Source organism: Pseudomonas pichavaramensis (assembly GCF_050473265.1).
In the GTDB taxonomy this organism is placed as follows: Bacteria; Pseudomonadota; Gammaproteobacteria; order Pseudomonadales; family Pseudomonadaceae; genus Aquipseudomonas.
On the sequence record NZ_JBJKFJ010000002.1, the window covers coordinates 57,894 to 80,368 of the forward strand.

18 protein-coding genes, 1 tRNA gene and 1 pseudogene are annotated in these 22,475 nt (G+C 63.2%); 9 read left to right on the forward strand and 11 right to left on the reverse strand.

Features of this window, described 5'->3' with window-relative positions:
• Window positions 1–197 precede the first annotated feature (197 nt).
• From ACJRW5_RS03755 to ACJRW5_RS03765, 3 genes are all read right to left on the reverse strand, one after another.
• Window positions 198–1,313 (reverse strand): hypothetical protein, encoded by a 1,116-nt coding sequence (locus ACJRW5_RS03755; protein WP_484569195.1) that lies wholly within the window; start codon window positions 1,311–1,313, stop codon window positions 198–200.
• A 242-nt stretch (window positions 1,314–1,555) separates the two neighbouring features.
• Complete coding sequence (locus ACJRW5_RS03760; RefSeq protein WP_484569196.1) at window positions 1,556–2,206, reverse strand: response regulator; 651 nt, start codon at window positions 2,204–2,206, stop codon at window positions 1,556–1,558.
• On the reverse strand, window positions 2,203–2,367 hold the full coding sequence (locus tag ACJRW5_RS03765; protein WP_484569197.1) for a hypothetical protein: 165 nt from the start codon (window positions 2,365–2,367) through the stop codon (window positions 2,203–2,205). The genes ACJRW5_RS03760 and ACJRW5_RS03765 overlap by 4 nt, the downstream gene beginning before the upstream one ends.
• Here ACJRW5_RS03765 and ACJRW5_RS03770 point away from each other — a divergent pair.
• Window positions 2,320–2,425: transfer RNA gene (locus ACJRW5_RS03770), tRNA-OTHER, on the forward strand. The two genes, ACJRW5_RS03765 and ACJRW5_RS03770, sit on opposite strands and share 48 nt — an antisense overlap.
• 236 nt (window positions 2,426–2,661) lie before the next feature.
• On the opposite strand, the pseudogene ACJRW5_RS03775 reads toward ACJRW5_RS03770, so the two are convergent.
• Both ACJRW5_RS03775 and ACJRW5_RS03780 read right to left on the reverse strand, forming a co-directional pair.
• A pseudogene (locus ACJRW5_RS03775) lies at window positions 2,662–3,468 on the reverse strand (histidine kinase); the annotation flags it as partial.
• The gene (locus tag ACJRW5_RS03780) at window positions 3,469–3,906 is read right to left on the reverse strand and encodes a cupredoxin domain-containing protein (protein ID WP_484569198.1); all 438 of its coding nucleotides are present in this window, start codon (window positions 3,904–3,906) and stop codon (window positions 3,469–3,471) included.
• A 245-nt stretch (window positions 3,907–4,151) separates the two neighbouring features.
• On the opposite strand from ACJRW5_RS03780, the gene ACJRW5_RS03785 reads away from it, so the two are divergent.
• From ACJRW5_RS03785 to ACJRW5_RS03815, 7 genes are all read left to right on the forward strand, one after another.
• Window positions 4,152–5,333, forward strand: coding sequence for an ABC transporter substrate-binding protein (locus ACJRW5_RS03785; protein WP_484569199.1), 1,182 nt, complete (start codon window positions 4,152–4,154; stop codon window positions 5,331–5,333).
• Window positions 5,334–5,419: 86 nt separating this feature from the next.
• Complete coding sequence (locus tag ACJRW5_RS03790) at window positions 5,420–6,385, forward strand: YVTN family beta-propeller repeat protein (RefSeq protein ID WP_484569200.1); 966 nt, start codon at window positions 5,420–5,422, stop codon at window positions 6,383–6,385.
• Entirely contained in the window at window positions 6,382–7,197 is an 816-nt protein-coding gene (locus ACJRW5_RS03795) for an ABC transporter ATP-binding protein (protein ID WP_484569201.1), read from the forward strand. Before ACJRW5_RS03790 ends, ACJRW5_RS03795 begins: the two co-directional genes overlap by 4 nt.
• Window positions 7,197–7,988 carry an ABC transporter permease gene (locus ACJRW5_RS03800; RefSeq protein ID WP_484569202.1) on the forward strand — a complete coding sequence of 264 codons (792 nt, stop codon included), beginning with the start codon at window positions 7,197–7,199 and terminating at the stop codon, window positions 7,986–7,988. The genes ACJRW5_RS03795 and ACJRW5_RS03800 overlap by 1 nt, the downstream gene beginning before the upstream one ends.
• Window positions 7,989–8,221: 233 nt before the next feature.
• Window positions 8,222–8,797 carry a PQQ-dependent catabolism-associated CXXCW motif protein gene (locus ACJRW5_RS03805; RefSeq protein ID WP_484569203.1) on the forward strand — a complete coding sequence of 192 codons (576 nt, stop codon included), beginning with the start codon at window positions 8,222–8,224 and terminating at the stop codon, window positions 8,795–8,797.
• Between the two features lie 23 nt (window positions 8,798–8,820).
• Window positions 8,821–9,486, forward strand: coding sequence for a response regulator (locus ACJRW5_RS03810; RefSeq protein WP_484569204.1), 666 nt, complete (start codon window positions 8,821–8,823; stop codon window positions 9,484–9,486).
• Window positions 9,487–9,640: 154 nt separating this feature from the next.
• The gene (locus ACJRW5_RS03815) at window positions 9,641–10,060 is read left to right on the forward strand and encodes a GNAT family acetyltransferase (RefSeq protein ID WP_484569205.1); all 420 of its coding nucleotides are present in this window, start codon (window positions 9,641–9,643) and stop codon (window positions 10,058–10,060) included.
• Between the two features lie 362 nt (window positions 10,061–10,422).
• Here ACJRW5_RS03815 and nahK read toward each other — a convergent pair whose 3' ends face one another.
• From nahK to ACJRW5_RS03845, 6 genes are all read right to left on the reverse strand, one after another.
• Window positions 10,423–13,065, reverse strand: coding sequence for a hybrid sensor histidine kinase/response regulator NahK/ErcS' (nahK, locus tag ACJRW5_RS03820; RefSeq protein WP_484569206.1), 2,643 nt, complete (start codon window positions 13,063–13,065; stop codon window positions 10,423–10,425).
• The gene (gene nosP, locus ACJRW5_RS03825; RefSeq protein ID WP_484569207.1) at window positions 12,995–14,158 is read right to left on the reverse strand and encodes a nitric oxide-sensing protein NosP; all 1,164 of its coding nucleotides are present in this window, start codon (window positions 14,156–14,158) and stop codon (window positions 12,995–12,997) included. The genes nahK and nosP overlap by 71 nt, the downstream gene beginning before the upstream one ends.
• 362 nt (window positions 14,159–14,520) lie before the next feature.
• Entirely contained in the window at window positions 14,521–15,705 is a 1,185-nt protein-coding gene (locus ACJRW5_RS03830) for a porin (RefSeq protein WP_484569208.1), read from the reverse strand.
• 330 nt (window positions 15,706–16,035) lie between these two features.
• Window positions 16,036–18,426 (reverse strand): pyrroloquinoline quinone biosynthesis protein PqqF, encoded by a 2,391-nt coding sequence (gene pqqF, locus ACJRW5_RS03835; RefSeq protein WP_484569209.1) that lies wholly within the window; start codon window positions 18,424–18,426, stop codon window positions 16,036–16,038.
• A gap of 135 nt (window positions 18,427–18,561) precedes the next feature.
• Window positions 18,562–19,380 (reverse strand): pyrroline-5-carboxylate reductase family protein, encoded by an 819-nt coding sequence (locus ACJRW5_RS03840; protein ID WP_484569210.1) that lies wholly within the window; start codon window positions 19,378–19,380, stop codon window positions 18,562–18,564.
• An 11-nt stretch (window positions 19,381–19,391) separates the two neighbouring features.
• On the reverse strand, window positions 19,392–20,066 hold the full coding sequence (locus tag ACJRW5_RS03845; RefSeq protein WP_484569211.1) for a TetR/AcrR family transcriptional regulator: 675 nt from the start codon (window positions 20,064–20,066) through the stop codon (window positions 19,392–19,394).
• Window positions 20,067–20,417: 351 nt separating this feature from the next.
• Here ACJRW5_RS03845 and ACJRW5_RS03850 point away from each other — a divergent pair, with 351 nt between their 5' ends.
• Window positions 20,418–22,454 (forward strand): oxidoreductase, encoded by a 2,037-nt coding sequence (locus tag ACJRW5_RS03850; protein WP_484569212.1) that lies wholly within the window; start codon window positions 20,418–20,420, stop codon window positions 22,452–22,454.
• Window positions 22,455–22,475: the final 21 nt, after the last annotated feature.

Sequence of the window (22,475 nt, forward strand, 5' to 3'; positions counted from 1 at the left end):
AACGACCAAGCGTTTCCAACTTCGACAACCGAGCTGTGGACATGGTGGACAAGCTTCGCGTTGCCCACCCTACTAATCCCTTGCGTAGGGTGGATGACGCTTTTTTTCATCCACCATTGGCGAGACCGATGTTTGGGCTACGTGCTAACGCCCCGCCGAAAGGAGCGCAGCGCATTGAGGCCGGATTAATTGGTTTGTTATGCTCCGCTGTGCCTTATACCCGTTAACGATTCATATTTACGAATCAATTCATCTCTGTATGAGGGAGACCAATCCGGCGAATTATAAACGCGATTAAAGTGCTCACCTGGCTGAAAAGTAATTTTTTCCATATAGCTAACAATATCTTGAGGTAGAAGATCCTTAAAACAATCCAAGCAACCATTCTGTTGAACTTTGATGGACCTTCTAAGCACAGCATTGAAAACTTTGTCACCGCTTGCGAACATCCCCTCTTGCCCAGGAACACGCTCAGTCCACATTCTAAAGTAACGACTCAAGTTATAAAGATCCCATGTCATATTAAACGCACTCCGCTGTTTAGAGCATGGCTCATCTGACATCTTGTATTTCATCATTCGCTTCATGGGTTTGTCACTGAAATAAATAGCAGCAAACGTGATACCCACGAGTGACAGCCTAAACTCAACAACCATCCACTCAACCACTTTTGTTAGCTTATCGAGCTTACTAAGGTTCGGCAATTGAGAAACATAGATTACGTATACAACAATTAAATATAACGAGTCCCACTCACGTAACCGTCGATATTTGGTGAGATTACTCTTGGTAACGTTAGACCGCATAGCATAGGAAGCAGCCGGAACAAGCACATCAACATCACCCAAAGCGAATTCAACAATTGACGAATTATTAATGTTATTTATGCGGTGAAACAACTCTAGATCCGAAATAACCTCATCGAGAACCTGATCGTCTTTTCTATAGTTTATCTTCTCATATACAGCGTAAGTTGGATCCAACTCAATTTCAGCAAACTGACAAAAAGAGACAAGCGCTATCGCATCACGAGATTCTTGCTTGGGTTTGCTTTTCTTAAAAGCATTAAGAATGAACTGGTAGATATTCAGATCTAGGTAAACAGTGTACGTGACACCCTTTTCTTGCTTGTTATACAAATAATCGGAGAAGCTATATATCTGCGAGTCAGCAACACCATAAAAATTGTGAACAAGCCAGTCTCTCTCCATCAGACTTTCAACAATGTTTTCCAAATAATCTGGATAGGTATATAAAACATCCATTTCCATACATCCGCCAAGGAGCATAACAGCGCTTAGATCACCACCCATGCTAATCCAATAGCATAAAGGGCGATATAACTTCGCACACCCGCCGCCAAAAACAATAAAAATTACAACAAAATCAATTAATTACAAGCAAGTCTAGCAAGCTAATATACTCACTCGACCTCCTCTTTTCGCTCACGCATTGCGTCGCCAAAAAGAGTCAGGCCGAAAAGGCGGGATGCAAATACCGCTGCGCAAACGCAAGTCCCCGCGTTCATGCGCGGCGTCAACAGGCATCACCCTGCTCAGGCGCTTTCCAACCCCACCCGCACCACCCCACTATCAATCGCCAAATGCACCAACTCCGCCTGCGAGGTGATCTGCAGTTTGTTCTTCACCAGGGTCTGGTAGTTGGACAGGGTCTTGGCGCTGATGCACAGCTTCTCGGCGATCTGGCGGGGTGGCAGGCCGCGGGCGAGCATGACGAAGATTTCGAACTCGCGCTGGGTCAGTTCACGCAGGCGCGGGTCGAGGCCGTCGCTGCTGGCGGGGTTGCAAGCCAGCTGGGTGGCCAGTTGCTGCTCGATATAGGCGTGGCCGGCGGCGGTGCGTTTGACCGCCTCCACCAGTACTTCCGGCGACGAGTTCTTGGTCAGGTAGCCGATGGCGCCGGCGTCCAGCGCCTGGCGCACCAGGGGCAGTTCGTCGTGCATGCTGAAGAACAGCACGCGCAGTTGTGGCAGGCGCAGGCGCAGGCGGCGGGTGGTTTCCAGGCCGCTGATGCCGGGCAGGCCGATATCCATGATCACCAGGTTGGGAATCTCTTCCTGCACCCGCTGCAACGCTTGCTCACCGTCGCAGGCCTCGCGCAATTGCACCTCCGGCAACAGTGCACGCAGCAGGCTGGCGTAGCCCTGGCGCACTACTGCATGGTCATCTACCAGCAGAATCTTCATGACGTTGCCTCCAGGGGAATATTCAGGCACAGCGCCCAGCCCGCCTGTGGTCGACTGTGCAGGCGCAGTTCGCCGCCCAGGCTGCGGCTGCGTTCGCGCATCGAGCGCAGGCCGATGCCGGGGCGCAGCGGTAGCGCGGCGCCCTGACCGTTGTCGCGCACCAGCAGACGCAAGCCCTGGCCGCGGCGCTGCAGGCGAATGCGTACTTCGCTGGCATCGGCATGCCGGGCGACGTTGGTCAGCGCCTCCTGCACCAGGCGATAGAGATGGGCCTTGCTTGCCAGCGGCAGGCTCGGCAGGTGCTTGCCCAGCAGCAGACGACAACGGATGCCGTGTGCCTGCTGCCAGTCTGCAGCCAGTTGCTGCAGCGCCGGACCAAGCTCCAGACGCTCCAGCACCACCGGGTAGAGGTCGCGGATCAGGCTGCGAAAACCCTGCTGCAGCCGTTCGCAGTTGCCATCCAGCAAGCGCACGGTGTCCTGTACCTGCAGCGGCCGGTTGGCGATCACCTTGAGCAGGCAGGCCTGGGCACGAATACCGCTGAGATACTGGCCCAGGTCGTCATGCAGCGTCTGGCCAAGACGCGCCCGTTCGCGCTCCTGCAACTCCAGCAGCGACTGGGTCAGCTCGGCGTTGTCCGCCTGTACCTGTTGCAGGGTGGTCGCCATATCGTTGAAGTGTCCGGCCAGGCGCTGCGCCTCGGCCATGCCGTGGCCGTGCAGGCGAGTGTCGAAATGCCCGGCCCCCACCTCGCGCAGACCGGCGAACAACTCGTCCAGTACACGCAGGCCACGACGCACGGCAAAACGGATAGTGAGCAGACAGAGGATCAGGGCGAAGCTGCTGAGCAACAGCAGTTGCAGCAGCGAATCGTAGATTTCCTCGATTTCGTCATAGGGATCGAGGGCGATACGCAGTTCGCGGCCATCCTCCAGCGGCCAGGCATCGGCCACAAGTGAGGCCGAGCCCAGCAGGCGTTCGGCGATCCAGTGCTCGATGAGGCTTTCGGTCTGCTGCTCGGGCTCTTCGCCCGGACGCAGCCAGCTCACGCGGATGTGGCGCAGGTTTTCGGTCAGTTCGGGGCGCAGGCTGTCGGGCCTGCTGCGCGCCACTTCGCCAAGGTATTCCAGTACCGCCTCGGCAGCCTGCAGCTCACGCTGCACATCGTGGCTGGCCTGGCGCAGCAACAGCGCCAGCCCGGCCAGGGTCACCAGCACGAAGAGCAGGCTGACGCAGAGGTTGATGCGGCCGAGCGCGGTCATCTACTTGATCACGAAATGACCGAGCATGCCTTTGCCTTCCAGGCCCTTGGCATAGAACCGAAATTTGCCCGGTTTGACGGGTACAAAGAAGACTTCCGCCTCGCCGGCATCCTCGAACTCCAGCTCGGTGAGGGTCACCGCCTTGACCTCGACCCCGCCGGCCTCGACCTTGCGCAGGTAGATGGAGGTGGCGAACTCGGGGGCCTGGAAGGCATATTCCTTCTGGCCGTTGGAGATGATCTTGAGCTGGTAGGCCTGTCCGGTTTCCAGCTGGTACTCGCTCTGCGACATGAAGTAGTCACTGTCATCGTTGCCCAGTACCAGATCAGGCAATGCGACCGGCCGGCGGGTCAGGTCGCCTGCGGCGTGCAGTTGGTCGACGCCGAGCAGGCTGATGATCAGCAGCAAGGGTAGAAGCAGGGCTTTGAACATTCGCATGGCAGGCACCGTTGTTGTTATTGGACGTTGCCTGCAATGCTAAGAAGCAATGGCCCACGCCGGTTTACTACCTTGGTACTGACAGGTTGGTACTTTGGGCATATTTCCCGGCGGCCCACTGCATCGCACCACCCTTTGCGACTCGACGGACTACTACCTTCGTACGTGTCCGGCGCTACCTTGGGCATATTTCCCGAGACCGCAACGCTTCCTATGCTGGCGACACCCTTTGCAGGAGTCGCCCCATGCACCGCATCAGTTGCCGCCTGTTGTTCTGCCTCGCCGCTCTCTGCGGTTCGGCGAGCGCTGTCGCAGCAGACGAGTTGCAGGTGCGCATCGGCTACCTTGCCCATCAGCCGCCGCGTGGCCCGTTGCTGTCCAACGTGATTCCCGAGCCCACTGACGCCGGCCGCCGTGGCGCCGAACTGGCGATCATCGACAGCAACAGCACCGGGCGCTTCCTCAAGCAGCAGTTCGAGCTGCAGAGTGCCGAGAGCGACAACGCAGAGGCCCTGCTCAGCGCTGCCGCAGAGCAGCATCGGGCCGGCATCCGCCTGTTCGTGGTCAACGCGCCCGCCGACACCTTGCGCCAACTCAGCCAGCGCCTGCCGGACAGCCTGCTGCTCAATGCCGGTAGCGCCGACGATGGTTTGCGCCGCGAACAATGTCTGCCCAACGTACTGCACACCTTGCCCAGCCGCGCCATGCTGGCCGACGCCCTGGCGCAGTTTCTCGCCGTGCGCAAATGGACGCGCTGGCTGCTGGTGACCGGTAGCACCGAGGGCGATATCGCCTACGCCGACGCGCTCAAGCGCGCCGCCAAACGCTTCGGCCACAGGATCGTCGCCGAGAAGCCGTGGAGCTTCGACAACGACCAGCGCCGCAGCGCCCAGGCCGACATACCGTTGTTCACCCAGGCGCCCGAATACGACGTGGTGCTGGTGGCCGACGAGCGTGGCGACTTCGGCGAGTACCTGCCCTACAACACCTGGTACCCACGCCCGGTGGCCGGCACTCAGGGGCTAACGCCGACCGCCTGGCACAAGACGGTGGAAACCTTCGGCGCCGCGCAGTTGCAGAAGCGCTTCGAGCAACTGGCCGGGCGCTGGATGAACGACCGCGACTTCGCTGCCTGGATGGCCGTGCGCAGCATCGCCGCTGCCACGACCAAGTTGCGTAACGCAGAGCCCGCCGCTATCCGCACCCTGGCGCTGTCCGCAGAGCTGCCGCTGGATGGCTTCAAAGGCCGCAAGCTGAGCTTCCGCCCGTGGAATGGCGAGCTGCGCCAACCGATTCCGCTGGTCCATCCCCGCGCCCTGGTCAGCACCTCGCCGCAGGACGGCTTTCTGCATCCGCACAACGAGATGGACAGCCTCGGCTACGACCGGCCTGAGGTGAACTGCGATCTGGCGGGGACCGCTAACTGATGGTGCGCACGGCGCCCCCTACCCACACCGAACCCTAGGGTGCGCCGCGCGCACCAGTCCAAGACAACAACAAGAGGATCACTCCCATGCGCCTGACCCGCCTCGCCTGTGCCGTTGCCTTCGGCGTGGCCTGCCACTCGGCCCTTGCCGCCACGGCCTACGTGTCCAATGAGAAGGATGACAGCATCAGCGTGATCGACCTCGACAGCCTGGAGGTCACCGCCACGCTGGATGTCGGCATGCGCCCGCGCGGCTTGCTGCTGTCCTCCGACAACAAGCTGCTGTACATCTGCGCCAGCGACTCGGATCGCGTGCAGGTGATGGACCTAGCCACGCGCAAGATCATCAAAGAGCTGCCCTCCGGTGCCGACCCCGAGCAGTTCGCCCTGCACCCCAACGACCGCTGGCTGTACATCTCCAACGAGGACGATGCCCTGGTCACCGTGGTCGACGCGCAGAGCGACGAGGTGCTGGCGCAGATCGACGTCGGCGTCGAGCCCGAAGGTATGGCCGTCAGCCCGGACGGCAAATGGGCGGTCAACACCAGCGAAACCACCAACATGCTGCACTGGATCGATACCAGCACCCAGCAACTGGTGGACAACACCCTGGTCGATCAGCGCCCGCGTCACGTCGAGTTCGACAAGGACGGCAAGCGCCTGTGGGCCTCGGCCGAAATCGGCGGCACGGTAACGGTGCTCGACGTCGACTCGCGCCAGGTGCTCAAGGTGCTCAACTTCGCGATCAAGGGCGTGCATCCGGACAAGGTGCAACCGGTGGGCGTGAAGCTCAGCGACGACGGCAAGTACGCCTTCATTGCCCTCGGCCCGGCCAACCATGTCGCAGTGGTGGATGCCAAGACCTACGAGATTCTCGATTACCTGCTGGTGGGCCGGCGTGTCTGGCACCTGGAATTCACCCCGGACCACAAGCGCCTGCTGACCACCAACGGCGTCAGCGGCGACGTCTCGGTGATCGATGTCGACAGCCTCAAGGTCACCAAGTCGATCAAGGTCGGCCGCTACCCCTGGGGCGTGGTGGTGACGCCATGAATGCCCTGGAGGTGAGCGGGCTCGGCTTTGCCTACGGCGCACGCCAGGCGCTCAGCGATCTGGCCTTCGAGCTGGCGCCCGGCCGCTTCGGCGCCCTGCTCGGCCCCAACGGCGCCGGCAAATCCACCCTGATCGCCCTGCTCACCCGCCTGTACGACCTGCAACAAGGCGATATCCATATCTTCGGCCACAGCCTGCGCCGCGAGCCACGCCAGGCGCTGCGTCAGTTGGGCGTGGTGTTCCAGCAGAGCACGCTGGACCTCGATCTGTCGGTGCAACAGAACCTCGCCTACCACGCCGCCCTGCACGGCATGCCGCGGCGTCAGGCGCAGGAACGTATCGAGGAAGAGCTGCTGCGCCAGGATCTCGGCGAGCGCCGCCACGACAAGGTACGCACGCTCAATGGTGGTCACCGGCGGCGCGTGGAGATCGCCCGCGCGCTGCTCCATCAACCCCGCCTGCTGCTGCTCGACGAGGCCAGTGCCGGGCTCGACCCGGCCAGCCGCCTGGCGCTGGGCCGGCACGTGCGCAACCTGTGCCGTGAACAGGGTCTGTGCGTGCTGTGGACCACCCATCTGCTCGACGAGATCGAGTCCAGCGACGACCTGCTGATCCTCCATCGCGGCGAGCGCGTGGCCTGGGGCAAGGCCAGCCAGTTCGGTGACGACCTGGCCATCAGCTTCGCCCGCCTGACCGGCGACGAGGCGTTGGGCCGTGGCCATGTGCGTGAGGCGCTGCGGCCGAAACGTGCCGGCGACGATGATGAAACAGCCACGGTGCGCACGGCGCACCCTACGCGAGGTGCTCACTGATGACCGCCTACTGGGAATGCCTGCGCGGCATCGTGTTGCGTGAGTGGCTGCGCTTCGTCCTGCAACGCTCGCGCTTTCTCAGCGCCCTGGTGCGCCCGCTGCTGTGGCTGCTGGTGTTCGCCGCCGGCTTTCGCGCCGCGCTGGGCATCGCCATCATCGAGCCGTACGACACCTATATCACCTACGACACCTATATCGTGCCGGGCCTGGCCTGCATGATCCTGCTGTTCAACGGCATGCAGGGCTCGCTGTCGATGGTCTACGACCGCGAGATGGGCAGCATGCGCGTGCTGCTCACCAGCCCGCTGCCACGCGCCTTCCTGCTGGTGGCCAAGCTGCTGGCCACGGCGCTGATTTCCTTGCTGCAGGTGTATGCCTTTCTCGCCATCGCCTGGGTCTATGGCGTGCAACCGCCGGCCTGGGGCCTGCTCGCCGCACTGCCGGCATTGCTGCTGGTGGCGCTGCTGCTCAGTGCACTGGGGCTGCTGCTGTCCAACGGCATACGCCAACTGGAGAACTTCGCCGGGGTGATGAATTTCGTCATCTTCCCGATGTTCTTTCTGTCGTCTGCGCTCTACCCGCTGTGGAAGATGCGCGAGTCCAGCGAGTGGCTGTACTGGCTGTGCGCATTCAACCCCTTCACCCACGCCGTGGAGCTGGTGCGTAATGCCCTCTACCTGCGCCTGCATAGCGACGCCCTGCTGATCTGCCTCGGCCTGACCCTGCTGCTGACGCTGCTGGCCGTGCTCACCTTCAACCCGCAGCATGCGGCGCTGCGCAAAGCGGGCTGAGCCGCCGAGTTCAACCTGTAGGAACCCCGCCCCGGGGCGAAGCTTGAGGATCCACGTCGATCTCGCGGCGCAGCCATTCGCCGCGGGGCGCGACGCCTACTCACCAGGCAGTCACCTACTGCCCAGCCCGACATTTCTACTACTTTGGTACTGGTTTCCCTCTCCAACGTAGAATTCCCAAGCCTGCGACCATGGCCTGTAATACCGGCACAACAATAAGTAGAGACCTTGCCATGAAGTACCGTCTGCCCTTGCAAGCAGGCCTGATGCTCGCTTCCCTGCTGCTGGTCTGCCTGGTGCAATCCGAAGAACTGTTCAACGCCGAAGGCTATCGCAACAGCCAGTACCGCAGCCCTACACCACACAGCCTGGAGGGCGTTCAGGTCGTCGACACTCCGGCTCTGCAAAAGCTGCTCGCCAAGCAGCCGAATACCTCGCTGATCGACGTCTACCGCCGCCCCTGGTTGCAGGGCCGCTTCATCGAAGACGCCCCTCACGCCAATCTGCCCGGCAGCCTGTGGCTGGCCAATGCCGGTGATGGTGACCTCGCTGCCCAATGGCAGCGCTACTTCAGCCACTATCTGCAACAGGTCAGTGCTGGCGACTTGAACCATCCACTGGCGTTCTACTGCCGCTCCGACTGCTGGCTGAGCTGGAACGCTGCGCGCCGCGCCCATGCTCTGGGCTACCGCCAGCTCTACTGGTACCGTGATGGCATCGATGCCTGGGAACAAGCCGGTCTGCCCCTGGTACCGGCGCAACCTGCCGAACTGCCTGCCGCTTTCCTCACGCCCACCGCCACACCATAATCACAACAACGAGGTGCAAGGCCATGTACAAGATTCTGATTGCCGACGACCATCCGCTGTTTCGTGAAGCCATCCATAACGTCATCGCCGACGGCTTTCCCGGCAGCGAGATCATGGAAACTGCCGACCTGGACAGCGCCCTGGAGCTGACCCAGAACCACGACGACCTGGATCTGATCCTGCTCGACCTGAACATGCCCGGCATGCACGGCCTGGGCGGGCTGATGAACCTGCGCAACGAGGCGCCAACCATTCCGGTGGTAATCGTCTCCGCCGAACAGGACAAGCAGATCGTGCTGCAGGCCATTACCTACGGCGCCGTGGGGTTCATCACCAAATCGTCGCCACGGGCGCAAATGACCGACGCCATCGCGCAGATCCTCGACGGCAACGTCTACCTGCCGCCGGACATCATCCGCTCGCAGAAGAGCGGTAGCTCGCGCCCGCATCACGACAACCCCAGCATTCCGCCGGAACTGCTGCAGGCGCTGACGCGCAAGCAGCTCTTGGTGCTCGAACGCATGACCAAGGGCGAGTCGAACAAGCAGATCGCCTACAGCCTGGACATTGCCGAGACCACGGTGAAGGCCCACGTTTCGGCCATCCTGCGCAAGCTCGGTGTGCACAACCGGGTACAGGCGATCCTCTCGGCGGGCGATATCGACTTCGCCTCTTACCTACGGCGCTAGCTCGCGATAGGTTGGCTGTCGCTCCCGCGCAGGCGGGAAGCCAGAAACTTAGAAGCACCTGGGCCCCCGCCTTCGCGGGGGTGACGAACGAGGTTGTCCTGACTCCCGTCATCGAGCCGTGCTAAAACGGCGGCCTCATTCACTGGAGTCCGCCATGCTCATCCGCCCCTTTCAACCGAGCGACGAAGCCGCCGTCGTCGACCTCTGGCAACGCTGTGACCTGACTCGCCCCTGGAACGATCCGCACAAGGACATCCAGCGCAAGCTGCAGGTGCAGCCCGAGCTGTTTCTGGTCGGCGAGATCGACGGCACGCTGGTGGCCTCGGCCATGGCCGGCTACGAAGGGCACCGCGGCTGGGTCAACTACCTGGCGGTATGCCCCGAGCAGCGCCAGCGCGGCCTGGCGCGCCAACTGATGACACATATCGAAGAGAAGCTTCTGGCCATGGGCTGCCCCAAGCTGAGCCTGCAGGTACGCGACACCAACGCGGCCGCGCTGGCCTTCTACGAGCGGCTTGGCTACAAGGTCGATGCATCGGTGAGCCTGGGCAAACGATTGATTGCGGATGATTGATTACATCCAGGGTGCACCATGCGCACTGCTCTCGAACAAAGCGCTATGAGTGCCCCGGATTGCATCCGGGCTACGAGTCAATTTCTGCGGCTGAACGCTTCGGTGCGCACGGCGCACCCTACGGGATGATCGAGACCTGCTAGGCATTTGGTGTATCGCTGAATCGTAGGATGCACCATGCGCACCGCTTTCGAACAAAGCGCTTTGGATGTCCTGGACTGCATCCGGGCTACGACTCAGTTTCTGCGGCTGGAGCGCTTCGGTGCGCACGGCGCACCCTACGGGATGATCGAAACCTGCTAGGCATTTGGCGTATCGCTGAATCGTAGGGTGCGCCGTGCGCACCAAGCCCCGTGCCGACCTCAGGCCCCTGCCCCGCGCTCCATCAAATGACTCATCGCTGCCTTCAGCTTCATCGGTCGCACTGGTTTGTGCAGCAGGCTGTGGCCGAGCTCGCGCATCTGCTGCTTGAGTTCGTTGCTGTAGTTGGCGGTGATCATCAACGCCGGTAAGGGGGCGCTGCGCCGGGCGTTGATCTGCGCCACAGCGTCGACACCGTTGCGCTCGTCATCGAGGTGGTAGTCGGCGATCAGCAGGTCGGCCTCGGCGTGGTAGTTGTCCACCTGGCGTGCCAGGTCCTCCTCGGACAGCGCAGTGACCACACGGCAGCCCCAACCTTCGAGCAGCGTACGCATGCCGGCGCAGATGGCCGCATCGTTATCCAGCACCCACACCCGCGCACCGCTCAGGCGCTCGATCAACTGGTTAGGGCTGTCCTGCACGGCACGCGCCCTCGGTGCGCGGCGGGTCAGCGGCACCTCCACGGCGAACATCGAGCCCTTGCCCTGCTGCGACGCCACGCGAATACGGTGGCCGAGCATGCGCGCGATCTTGTCGACGATGGCCAACCCCAGGCCCAGACCGCGATCCTGCTTGCGCTGCACCGTGTCGCCGCGTTTGAACTCCTGGAATATCTCGCCGAGCTTGTCCGCGTGAATGCCGATGCCGCTGTCCCAGACCTCGATGGACAGGCTGTTGCCGCGCCGCCGGCAGCCGAGCAGCACGCGCCCGCTGGCGGTGTAGCGAATGGCGTTGCTGAGCAGGTTGCGCAGAATCCGCGCCAGCAGCTGTACATCGCTGCGCACCAGCGCCGAGCTGGGCAGGTAGTCCAGACGCAGCCCCTCGCTACGGGCGATCTGATGGTATTCGGCGGCCAGGTTTTCCAGCAGCTCACTGACGGCGAATGGCGCAATGTCCGGCTTGATCACCCCGGCATCGAGTTTGGAGATGTCGACCAGCGTGCCCAGCAGACTCTCGACGTCTTCCAGCGAGTTGCTGACGTTGCGCACCAGCGGCGCGCAGCCGCTCAGATCGTTCTTTTCCAGCAGCGCGCTGGTGAACAGCCGCGCGGCATTAAGCGGCTGCAGCAGGTCATGGCTGACCGCCGCGAGGAACTTGGTCTTGGACAGGTTGGCCTGCTCCGCCTCGCCCTTGGCCTCACGCAGACGCGCCTCCATCTGCGTACGCTCGTCGATCTCGCGACGCAGCTGATCGTTGACCGTGGTCAGCTCGGTGGTGCGCTCGCGCACGCGCTGCTCCAGGTGTTGATAGGCCTGGTGCAAGGCCTCGGCGGTACGGCGGCGCTCGGTGATATCGCGGATCAGCACAAAGATCCCCACCACTTCGCCGCTGGCCAGGCGATTGGGCACGTAGGAGCGCAGCATGTAGCGCTCCTGGCCGCTGTGGTTGGTCTCGGCGAACTCGAAGGTCACGCTCTCGCCGGACAGCGCCAGCTCCACATAAGGCTCCAGACGCTGACAGTGCTCCTCGCTGTGCACCTCGCGCAGGCTCTGGCCGAGCATGGCGCCGCGCGGCCAGCAGTACCACTCTTCATAAACCTTGTTGGTGAACTCGTAGACCAGGTCCGCCGACAGGTAGGCGATCAAGGCCGGCACATGGTCGGTGATCAGGCGTATCCAGCGCTCGCTCTCGCTCAACGCCTGGGCCTGGCGATGACGTTCGGTGATGTCGGTGAAGGTGTTGACGAAGCCGCCGGTGGGCAGCGGATGGGTGCGCACCTCGAGCATGCGCCCGTCGAACAGGCGTACCTCCACCTGGCGCAGCGGCTGGCCGTTGGCGTCGCGACTTTCCGGGGTCAGCGGCTCCAGCTCGCTTTCTGCCATCACCTCGGCGAAGGGGCGATGAGCATTGATCGGTGCCAGGCCGCAGAGTTCGAGAAAGCGGTGGTTCCATAGTTCAAGCGCGCCCTCGGCATTGACCATGGCCATGCCCTGGGACAGGTTGTCGACCGCACGCTGCAGCAGACGCGACTTCTGCGCCAGCGCCTGCTCGCGGCGCAGCGCCTCGCTCTGCTTCACCTCGGTGATGTCGGTGTAGAGGATCACCAGCCCGCCCTCGCGGGTCGGCCGCTCGCTGACCTGCACCCAGCGTCCGTCCTGCAGACGGAACAGGCTCGGCTCGCCCTCCTTGCCCAGTTGCGCCTCGACCACCAGCCCGGTGCTGCGGCTCAGACGGCGAATTTCCTCCAGCCGCGTACCGGTGCCGATACGCGCACGGCTGCGTGCCCACAGGGCCTTGAACCGGCTGTTGAACAGCACGATGCGCTGACGGTCGTCGAACAGCACGAAGGCGTCGGAGATGCTCTCGATGGCGTCGATCAAGTGCTGGTGCGCCGTTTCCGCACGCAGGCGCGCATCACTAAGCAACTGGTTGCTGGATTTCAGCTCGGCCATCGCCTGGTTCAGCGCATCGGTGCGTTCACGCACCTGCTCGGACAGCACCACCGAATGCTGGAACGCCGCATAGGCGTCGTCACCACGGGAGTGGATCGACTCCACCCGCTCGATCAGCGCGGCGTTGATGCGTCGGAGCTTGGCGTTCTCCTGCTCCAGCGCCGCGTAGTGAGCCTGCAGTTCAGCGCTCGCCACGCCCAACAGGTCGGCCAATGGCGACACCGGTGAAGGTCTGGTTGATGTGCATGCCATTGAACTGCTCTCCGTAGGTGTTGAAACCGATCACCCGCTGCTCGCGCAGCAGCGAGGCGACCGACTCGACGCCGCCATCGTTCTCGATCTCCAGGCGGCGCAGGAAGCAATCGCAGCCGATGGTCAGCAGCAACGGCCCCAGGCGCTGTTGCAGCCCGGCGAACAGCTGCTGCAGGTTGGGCAGCAGCGGGCCGGGATGCATGGCGGTGAGGACGATGCCGTTTTCTACCGCGCAGTAGAACGTCAGGCTGAGGTCATCGTGCACCTGCTGGATCGAGCGCACGTAGTAGTGATCGCTGATGCGCACCGCCAGCGGATAGGCAGCGAACACCCGATGATCGAGCGCCTCGAGCGGTACACCGATCAGGTCGGCGTACTCCTGTGCAGCGGGCGCGGCATTGAGTTCGTAGACCCGCCGGCTGGTGCTGTCGGCGCGGGTGACCACCAGCTTGTCGTTGCTGGGCTGGATGTGATGGGTGCTGAACACCTCGAACTCCAGCCAGGTGTTGAACAGCACCACCACCGCCGCACCGCTGTGAAAGCGTCCGCCGTGATAGACGTGGGTGTGGGTCAGGTGGTTGTCGTCGCCGGCCGAGCCACCGAAATGCGGGATGCTGCCCAGCGCCGCACTGAGCGCGCCGAGCACCAGTTCTTCACGGCTGGACAGGCCATCGAGCAGGGTCAGGGCAAAGCTGTGGCCCTTGATCGACGCCAGCTCGTTGCTGCGGCAGTCCTTCACCAGCCCATCGACCAGATGCTGCGCATCGAGCAGGTTGAAGCGCTCCATTTCGTCGATCAGCACGCTGGCGATGGAGAAGCAGCGCAGATCGAAGCCCAGCGCTACCACGCAACCGCGGCCATAACCCTGCGGCGTGATCTCCCCGGCGCTGGTGCAACCGACCAGGCTGACGCCGCCGAAGTGTGCCTCCAGGGCCTGCCCCAGGCCGTCGAGGTCATATTCGGCCGAGCAGAAGAACAGCACGAAACCGAGATAAGGGTGAATCAGCTGGCGCGCCAGTTCCTGAGCCGCCAGCTCTACATCCTTCGTGCTGGATACCGCGCTGAGCACCCCTTGCGACTGTTCCAAGGCCATAAAACGCCCCAATGCACCTACTGATCAAGTGGAAATTCTACGAAGCGGGCGTTGCCAGCCACATGCTACTTGAGTACTGGATCGGGCCTTCCTAGGTAGGGTGCGTTTGGCAAAGCAGTACGCCAGGCGGCAAGGGCAATCGGGGGGATGCGTTCCCGGGTTTCATCCGGGCTACCTCGTTCGTCTTCACGAACGGGGGACCGCTGGTGCGCATGGCACCCCCTACCCGGGACGCCGCCATGCTGCGCCGTGCGCACCGAGGCAGGCGCAAATCGCGGGCTGTCTCGGGGCGCGCAGCACACCCTACGGATAACAAGAAACCGGGCAGAGGTCGCCCCCTGCCCGGCCGCGAGCATCGCGTTTTACCAGCTCAGTACCGCACCCACGGCGAAGGTGTCGGTGTCCTCGTTCAGACCACTGCCGGCAGCGGCATCGATCTGATACTGGTTGTACTCGGCGACCAGCTTGAGGTTGTCGTTGATGGTGCGGAAGTAGGCGATGCCGCGGGTCTCGTAGTCGGCCGCCACGCCCAGGCCGTTGCCGTCATCCTCGGTCTTGCCGTAGGACAGCGCCACGCGGTTCTTGCCCCAGCTGTAGGAGCCCTGCAGCAGATAGCCATCGCTGTCGATATCGCGCAGGGTCGGCTCACCGAGGTTGTTGGTGAAGAAGGGGTTGATGCCCTTGGCCTGGAAGCCCGAGCCAGTCAGCGACAGGCCGCCGAACTTGGCCTGCACACCGTAGCCGAGGCCCTTGGAGGTGACGGTATCGACGGTGTCGTCGGTGTTCTCCGAGGTCTGGTAGGCGCCGTTGATCCAGGTGTAGATGGTCGAACCACCCACTTCGAACTGGTAGCTGACTTCGGATTCGAAACGCGGGTTCTCCTGGTAAGCCTTGCCCGTGGCGCTGTCGTCGTTGGTATCGACCGGGTCCATGATGCCCACAGCCACGCGTAGCCCTTCGACCAGATTGTTGTTGCGGTAGGTGATCTGCGAAGTCGGGAACGGGTACGGGTAGCCGGTGCCGATGTTGCCGAAGGACACGCCGTTACCGTCCACCAGGCCGAGGGTGTCGGAGACGTTGCCGTAACCGGCCAACAACTCGTCGAGGAAGATATTCGAGCGCGAGAACAGGCCGAAGTCCTTACCCACCAGGAACTCGCCCCACTCCGGGTTGGAGACGGTGCCGTAGAACTGACGTACGTCGATGGCGGTATCGGTGCCATTGGTCTCGCTGTCGTTGATGGTGACCCAGAAGGACGAGCGGCCGGTCAGTTTGAGGTCATCGATCTGCTTGCCGAAGTTGAACCCGATCCAGTTGGGCAGAAAGCCCATCTTCACCCGCGACTGACGGCGGTCGAACTGGTCGCCATCACGATCCACGTCGCTGTTGACGTAGAAGGCGTTGATATAGCCGTCGGTGGAGAATGTGGTGTCGTCCTTGTCGTACAGGACGATCTCGGCAGCGGCCTGCTGGGCAGTCACCAGAGCGACGGCAGTGGCCAAGGTCAGGGGCAGAAATCGAGTGATGGCGATCTTGTTGTTGTTCATAACGCTCTCCGCTTGTGTGGCGACCACCTGGGCAGTCGTGTCGGAGGCGATTATCGAAAGCGAGCCAGGCCCGCCATACGCTGCCTTGGCAGCGTTTGCCTGCTGCTTTGGCCCGGCGCTACCAGCCCGCTCCGGCAGGCTCGCGACCGACCCGCTACCGGTAGCAGGAGAAAGGTCGTAGTACCTGGCCAGTCCTTGGGCGTAGAAATGCATCAGCTTGCAGGCGTCGCGCCCCGCGACGAACAAGGGCAACGCTGCGACAAGATGCTTCGCCCCGGGGCAGGGCTCCTACGGAAAGGCCGCGCGTTGCGGCAAGGAGAAGAGCGCCGCCTAGAGCGGCGAAGGCGCATCGCTGGCCAGTACCCGCCAGTCGCTGACATCCAGCAACTGACGGTGCGCGTCGAGCAGATCGTCGCGCGTCAGCACTGCCAGCGCCTGCTGCAGCCGTTGCGGATGCACCTCGGGAAGCCCGGCCAGATACAGCTGCCACAGCTGCTCGGCGCGAGGCAGGTTTGCCGTGGCGGGAGTCAGCGCCATCTGCAGCGCCGCACGACCCGCTGCCAGCTCGGCATCGTCCAGCGCGGCAAGCGCCTGACGCTGTTCGTCGAGAAAGCCGCGAATATGGGCGAAGATCCCGGCGGCATTGCATAGCGGCGACTGCAGGGCGAAAAGCAGCCCTCTGCAACCCTGCACCTGACGAAAACCGGCAAAAAGCGCATAGCCCAATTGCAGCTCGCCACGCAGCCGCTGATAGAAGCGGCCCTGCAGTTGCTGGCCAAGCAGGCGCCAGGCCGCCTCGGTATGAGCGTGAGCAGCCGGCAGCGGGCAGAACAGCAGCAATGCCGCGTCACCGGCGGGTTGCGCATGCTGATGCCAGGTAAGGCCGGTATAACCGGCCGGCGCTCCGGGCAGATCGTCCAGTGGCTCGAGCGCCAGGCACAGCTCATCGAGTTGCACGCGCTCGGCCTCCCCCAGCCCGACACTCAACGCCTGCAAAGTCGCGTCATCGCTGCACGGGCAAAGCGTCGGCAGATGGTGCAGCAAGCTGCGCAGCAACATGCCCTGGGAAGCAGGCTGCGCCGGTTCGACAACGGGCGCCAGCAGCTGCGCCACGAGCAGAGCGCTGAAAGCCGGCAGCAGCGCTGCCGGCCCCTGCAGCAGCAGCGTCCAGCGCCCCGGCTGCACACTCAGCTGGCAGGCAATACCCAGGCGCTCGCCACGCCAGCGCAGGTCGGCAAGGCGCGCCTGTAAGCTGGCTTCGATGCCATCGCTCGCCCCTGTACTCGTGCAGGGGCCGCGCCAATACAGCGCAGCCGGGCCAGCAGCGCCCTGCCCCGGGTAATGTCGCACGCGGGCTGGCGGCAGCGAATCCGCGGTAAGCACCGCACTCGCAGCCAGCAGAGGCTCTTCAGTAGCCAGGCGAAAATCGAAGTCGCAGGTCAGTGCAGAATCAGGCTCGGCCAAGGCTTGTAGCGGCAACGCCAGCCCGGTCGCAGGCCAAAGCGGTTGCTCCCGCTGACTGCAATGCAGCTCGATCAGTCCCTTACCGTCAGCCAGCTGACTCAGCAGAGCGTCCAGAGCAGACAGCGTGCTGGCTGCGTCGGAAGTGCCCGTTTGCAGATGCCGCGCCAGCGCCAGCGGCGCCAAACTGAGCTGCCGCAGCGTCAGTGTCTGCTGCCATTGACGCAAGCGCAGCCGCCAATGCGCATGCCCCTGCATCTGCCTGGCCCAGCTCTGCAACGCCGCCCGCAAGCGAGGCCCCTGCTCGCCATCTGCGCCCGGAAAGTCCAGGCGCAGGAAACATTGCCCGGCATGGCAATACAGCAGCCGCGCCTGTAATTGCCGACCAAGCTGCCGTGCACGCAGGCCATCGAGCAGGCCACCGCAGGCCGGGTCATGCAGGGCGTCCAGCAACAACTCCAGCGCGGCGTCCAGCGCGCCCTCATCGACCTGTGCGGCAAAGCCGACATGCAGGCTGTTGGCATCCTGCGGCAGGTTCAGCCGGGACGCACGCAGCGGCAGCAGCGCAGCCGGCGGACGGACGGGCTCGGGCTCAGTCGCGGGCCATGCCCCCAGCAACTCACCGGCCATGGCCAGCAGTTGCTCCGGCGGCTGCGGGCCGACCAGGGTCAGACACATGTTCGCGGCTCGATAGTGCTGACGATGGTAGTCATGCAGCGCCTGCTGAAACTCGGGCCGCTCCACGGCCAGCGTGCCGCGATCACCGGCCAGAAAATCGCCGCAGCGGTGCCCGGCAGCCAGCGCCTGGCCCAGCGCGTGGTCGATACGGCTGTCGCCATCCTGGCTGCGCGCCTGGTACTCGGCGTGCAGCACCTCGCGCTCACGCAGCTGCGCCTCGACCTCCAGCAGCGGCCAAGCCAGCATGTCCAGCAGACGGAGCAGCGCCGGCTGCAACTGCTCGGCCGGCACCTGGCAGACGAAATCGGTATGCCGCGCCTGCGTCGAGGCATTGACCTGCCCACCGAGTCGCTGGGCGAACGCCATCAAACTCTGCTCGCGGGGATAGTCGCGGCTACCGAGAAACAGCAGATGTTCGAGAAAGTGCGCCAGGCCGGGATAGGCCTCGGGCTCGTCATGACTGCCCGCCGCAACCCGCAGACAGACGCCCACATCCTGCGCCCAGCTCTGCTGCAATACGCGCAACTCGGCGCCGTTGGCCAGGCGCTTGGAGTGGGCGGTAGCTAGGGCTTGCTGGAGCATGAATCGGTCTCGGGACAGCTTGCGGTCAAGCGTCAACCTTACACCAGCAGCGGACAATACTGCTTTGGCCGCAGCGGACTGCAACCAGGGTCGTAGTTCGCCTGCAACGCTTGGGCCTCGGCGAGGTCGGGCACGCTAGTTGTCCGGCGTGGCGAAGCGCTCTTGCATCTGCCGCGCCGCCACCTCGGCAGCATCGAGGCCGGCATCGACGCTCTGGCGAAAGCCGGCGGCGATCATGGCCTGCAAGCCGGCGGCTGTTGTGCCGCGGTAATCGAGCATGGCCTGGATCATCTGCGCCGGCGGCATGCCATCGCGCCCCAGCAACTGGCTCGCCTCTGTCACCACGCCGCGTACGGCGTTTTCGGCGATCTGCTGCGGCAACCCCCTCGCCAGCGCGTGCGCCAGCAGTGCTTCGGCCAGTAGCGCCGGATAGGCGGCCCCGGTACCGACCAGGCCGCTCAGATAATCGAGCTGGTCCTTACTGGCGACCTCGTCGCCACTGCCGCAACTGTCGAACATGGCCCGTACGAAGTCCTTGTCGGCGGCGCTGACCTGCTCGGCGGCATACCAGGGCGTGTAGCAGCGGCCGATCTGCGCGGCGGCATTGGGCATGGCACGAATCACCCGGCGGCTGCCACTGCGAGCGATCAGCGTGTCCTCCGAGATCCCTGCCATGAAAGAGATCAGCAGTTTGTCGCTGGCATCGAACTCGACTGCCGCGAACTGTTCCGGACGCACCGACAGCACGATGATGTCAGCCCAGTGCGCCAGCTGACGGTTGTCTGCGGTCAGTCGTACCTCTGGCCAGGCATCGAAACCCTCGACCCGCCCACTGCGGCTGGAGAGCATCAGCGCAGCCGGCGCCAGCACGCCTCGCTCAAGCATCGCACCGCCAATCGAGCGCCCCAGCCAACCGCCCCCGCCGATAATGCCAACCTTGCGTCCACTGAACATGCGCGTACCTCTCAGGTTGGCTCACTGGTCGCAGTGGCAACCAGCACAGGCTCGCTCACCGTGAAACCGTGGCGAGCGTAGAAGCGCTGCAGTTCACGCGGCTCAGGCGCCTGCTCGGTGAAGATCCTCACGTACTCCGGGATGCGCTGCATGCGCACGAGCACGTCCTCACGGCTATTCATGCTGATGTAGCCGATCTGGGTCAGGTACAGGGAGCGCGAGCGGACATCGGCAGGCAGCGCCTCGTAGCCGAAACGCGCGAACATGCCCGCCAGGGCTGTCAGGCGCGTCTTGTCGGCCAGCTCCACCTCGGCAGCCACTCTGGCGTCCTGCAGCGCCCAGCTGCGCACGGCGAACTCGAACTGCGAGTCGAACAACGCCGGGCTCAGCCAGCAGTCGAAGACATTGAGCAGCGCCTCGTTGATGCTCTCGGCGTAGGCTTGAGTCTGACCGACCAGATTATCGGTGTTCTTCGCCCGCCAACGCTCCAGCAACGCCGAGAGCAGCTCTTCGCGGTCCTTGAAGAACCAGTAGAAGCTGGTGCGCGACAGCTGCAACTTCTTCGCCAGCGGCAGAATCCGCACAGCCTCGACACCTGACTCGATCAGGACCTCATAAGCGGCTTCCAGCCAGCCATCGGCTGAACCGCGCCAGCCACTGTCACTCGATTTGGTAGATGTGCTCATGCCGCGATGGTAGCGGTGCACCGGTGTGCATACAACGCAAAAGTGTTCATCTGCGTCCATTGAAATGACATCGCTGTACATTTTTCAGACGCAAAGACAACCTGCAGTCAAGTCTCAATACTCCGAACCTGTAGGGGTGGCGCGCCCCCCTTACGACACGGGCCCGAGGCGGAATCCCACGTAAAGCGGCTTGGGGAGCCTTATACCCGCACCCACCAGAAAGATCGCTTACATGCGACAGATGATAGCCAGAAGCGACACAGCCTCTTGCGCAGAATGTACAGCCAAGTCAGATTAATTGACACCTATGTACATTTTGCCTTTCCGTCCTTCTCCTCTGGAGTTCCGAGCATGTCCAGCGATCCACTGCTTCAGCCGTACCAGCTCAAACACCTGACCCTGCGCAACCGGATCATCACCACCTCGCATGAGCCGGCCTATCCCGAGGACGGCATGCCCAAGGCGCTTTATCGCGCCTACCATGTCGAACGCGCCAAGGCTGGCGTGGCGCTGACCATGACCGCCGGCTCCGCCGCCGTTTCCCGCGACAGCCCACCGGTGTTCAACAACATCCTGGCCTACAAGGATGAAGTGGTTGGCTGGCTAAGGGACCTCACCGACGAGTGTCACGAGCACGGCGCAGCAGTGATGATCCAGCTCACCCACCTCGGCCGCCGCACGCGCTGGGACAAGGGCGACTGGCTGCCAGTGGTATCGCCCTCACATCAGCGCGAGGCAGCGCACCGCGCCTTTCCGAAGAAACTCGAAGACTGGGATATCGAGCGCATCATCAAGGACTATGCCGACGCAGCCGAACGCATGCAGGCCGCCGGCCTCGATGGCATCGAACTGCAGGCTTACGGGCACCTGATGGATCAATTCTGGTCGCCGCTGACCAACGAGCTCGACGCACCGTTCGGCGGCTCGCTGGACAACCGCCTGCACTTCACCTTCGAGGTGCTGCGCGCGGTGCGTCAGCGGGTCGGCAACGAGTTCATCATCGGCGTGCGCTATACCGCCGACGAAGCATTGCAGGGCGGCATCAACGCCGATGAAGGCCTGGACATCTCGCGGCGCCTGAAGGAAAGCGGCATGGTCGACTTCCTGAACGTCATCCGCGGCCATATCGATACCGATGCCGGCCTCACCGATGTCATCCCGATCCAGGGCATGCACAACTCGCCGCACCTGGACTTCGCCGGGCAGATTCGCGCGGCCACCGACTTTCCGACCTTCCACGCGGCGAAGATCCCGGATATCGCCACCGCGCGCCATGCCATCGCCTCGGGCAAGGTCGACATGATCGGCATGACCCGCGCGCACATGACCGACCCGCATATCGTGCGCAAACTGATCGCCGGACGCGAAGAGGACATCCGCCCCTGCGTCGGTGCCAACTACTGCCTGGACCGCATCTACCAGGGCGGCGCCGCCTACTGCATCCACAACGCCGCCACGGGGCGCGAGACCAGCATGCCGCATGAGATTGCCAAGGCCGCCCAGCGGCGCAAGGTGGTCATCGTCGGCGCCGGCCCGGCCGGGCTGGAAGCGGCGCGAGTGGCCGGCGAGCGTGGCCATGAGGTGGTGGTCTACGAGGCCGCCAACCAGCCCGGCGGGCAGATTCGCCTGACGGCACAAAGCCCGCGCCGGCGCGAAATGCTCAGCATCATCGACTGGCGCATGAGCCAGTGCCAGGCGCTGGGCGTGACCTTTCACTTCAACCACTGGGCCGAGAGCGAAAGCATCCGCGCCGAGCAGCCCGACGTAGTGATCGTCGCCACTGGCGGCTACCCGCATACCGAAGTTCTGGAGACTGGCAACGAGCTGGTGGTCTCGGCCTGGGACATCCTCTCCGGCGACGTCAAACCGGGGCGCAACGTGCTGCTGTTCGACGACGCCGGCGACCACACGGCCTTGCAGGCCGCTGAATTGATCGCCCAGAGCGGCGCCAGCCTGGAGATCATGACCCCGGATCGCAGCTTCGCACCGGAAGTCATGGCAATGAATCTGGTGCCCTACATGCGCTCGCTGCAGCAACTGGACACCACCTTCACCGTCACCTACCGCCTGACCTCGGTGGCACGCGAAGGCCAGACGCTGCTGGCACAGATCGAGAGCGACTACGGCGGCGTGCGCAAGCAGCGCCAGGTCGACCAGGTGGTGATCAACCATGGTACCCGGCCGATGGACGACCTGTACCTGGAGCTGAAGCCCTTCTCACGCAACCTCGGTGCAGTGGAATATCAGGACCTGATCGTCGGCAAGCCGCAACAGCGCGAAGACAATCCGGACGGCGAGTTCCAGCTGTTCCGCATCGGTGACGCAGTCTCGGCGCGCAACACCCACGCAGCCATCTACGACGCCCTGCGCCTGGTCAAGGATCTCTGATCAGGTAGCGCTGTACCCGGC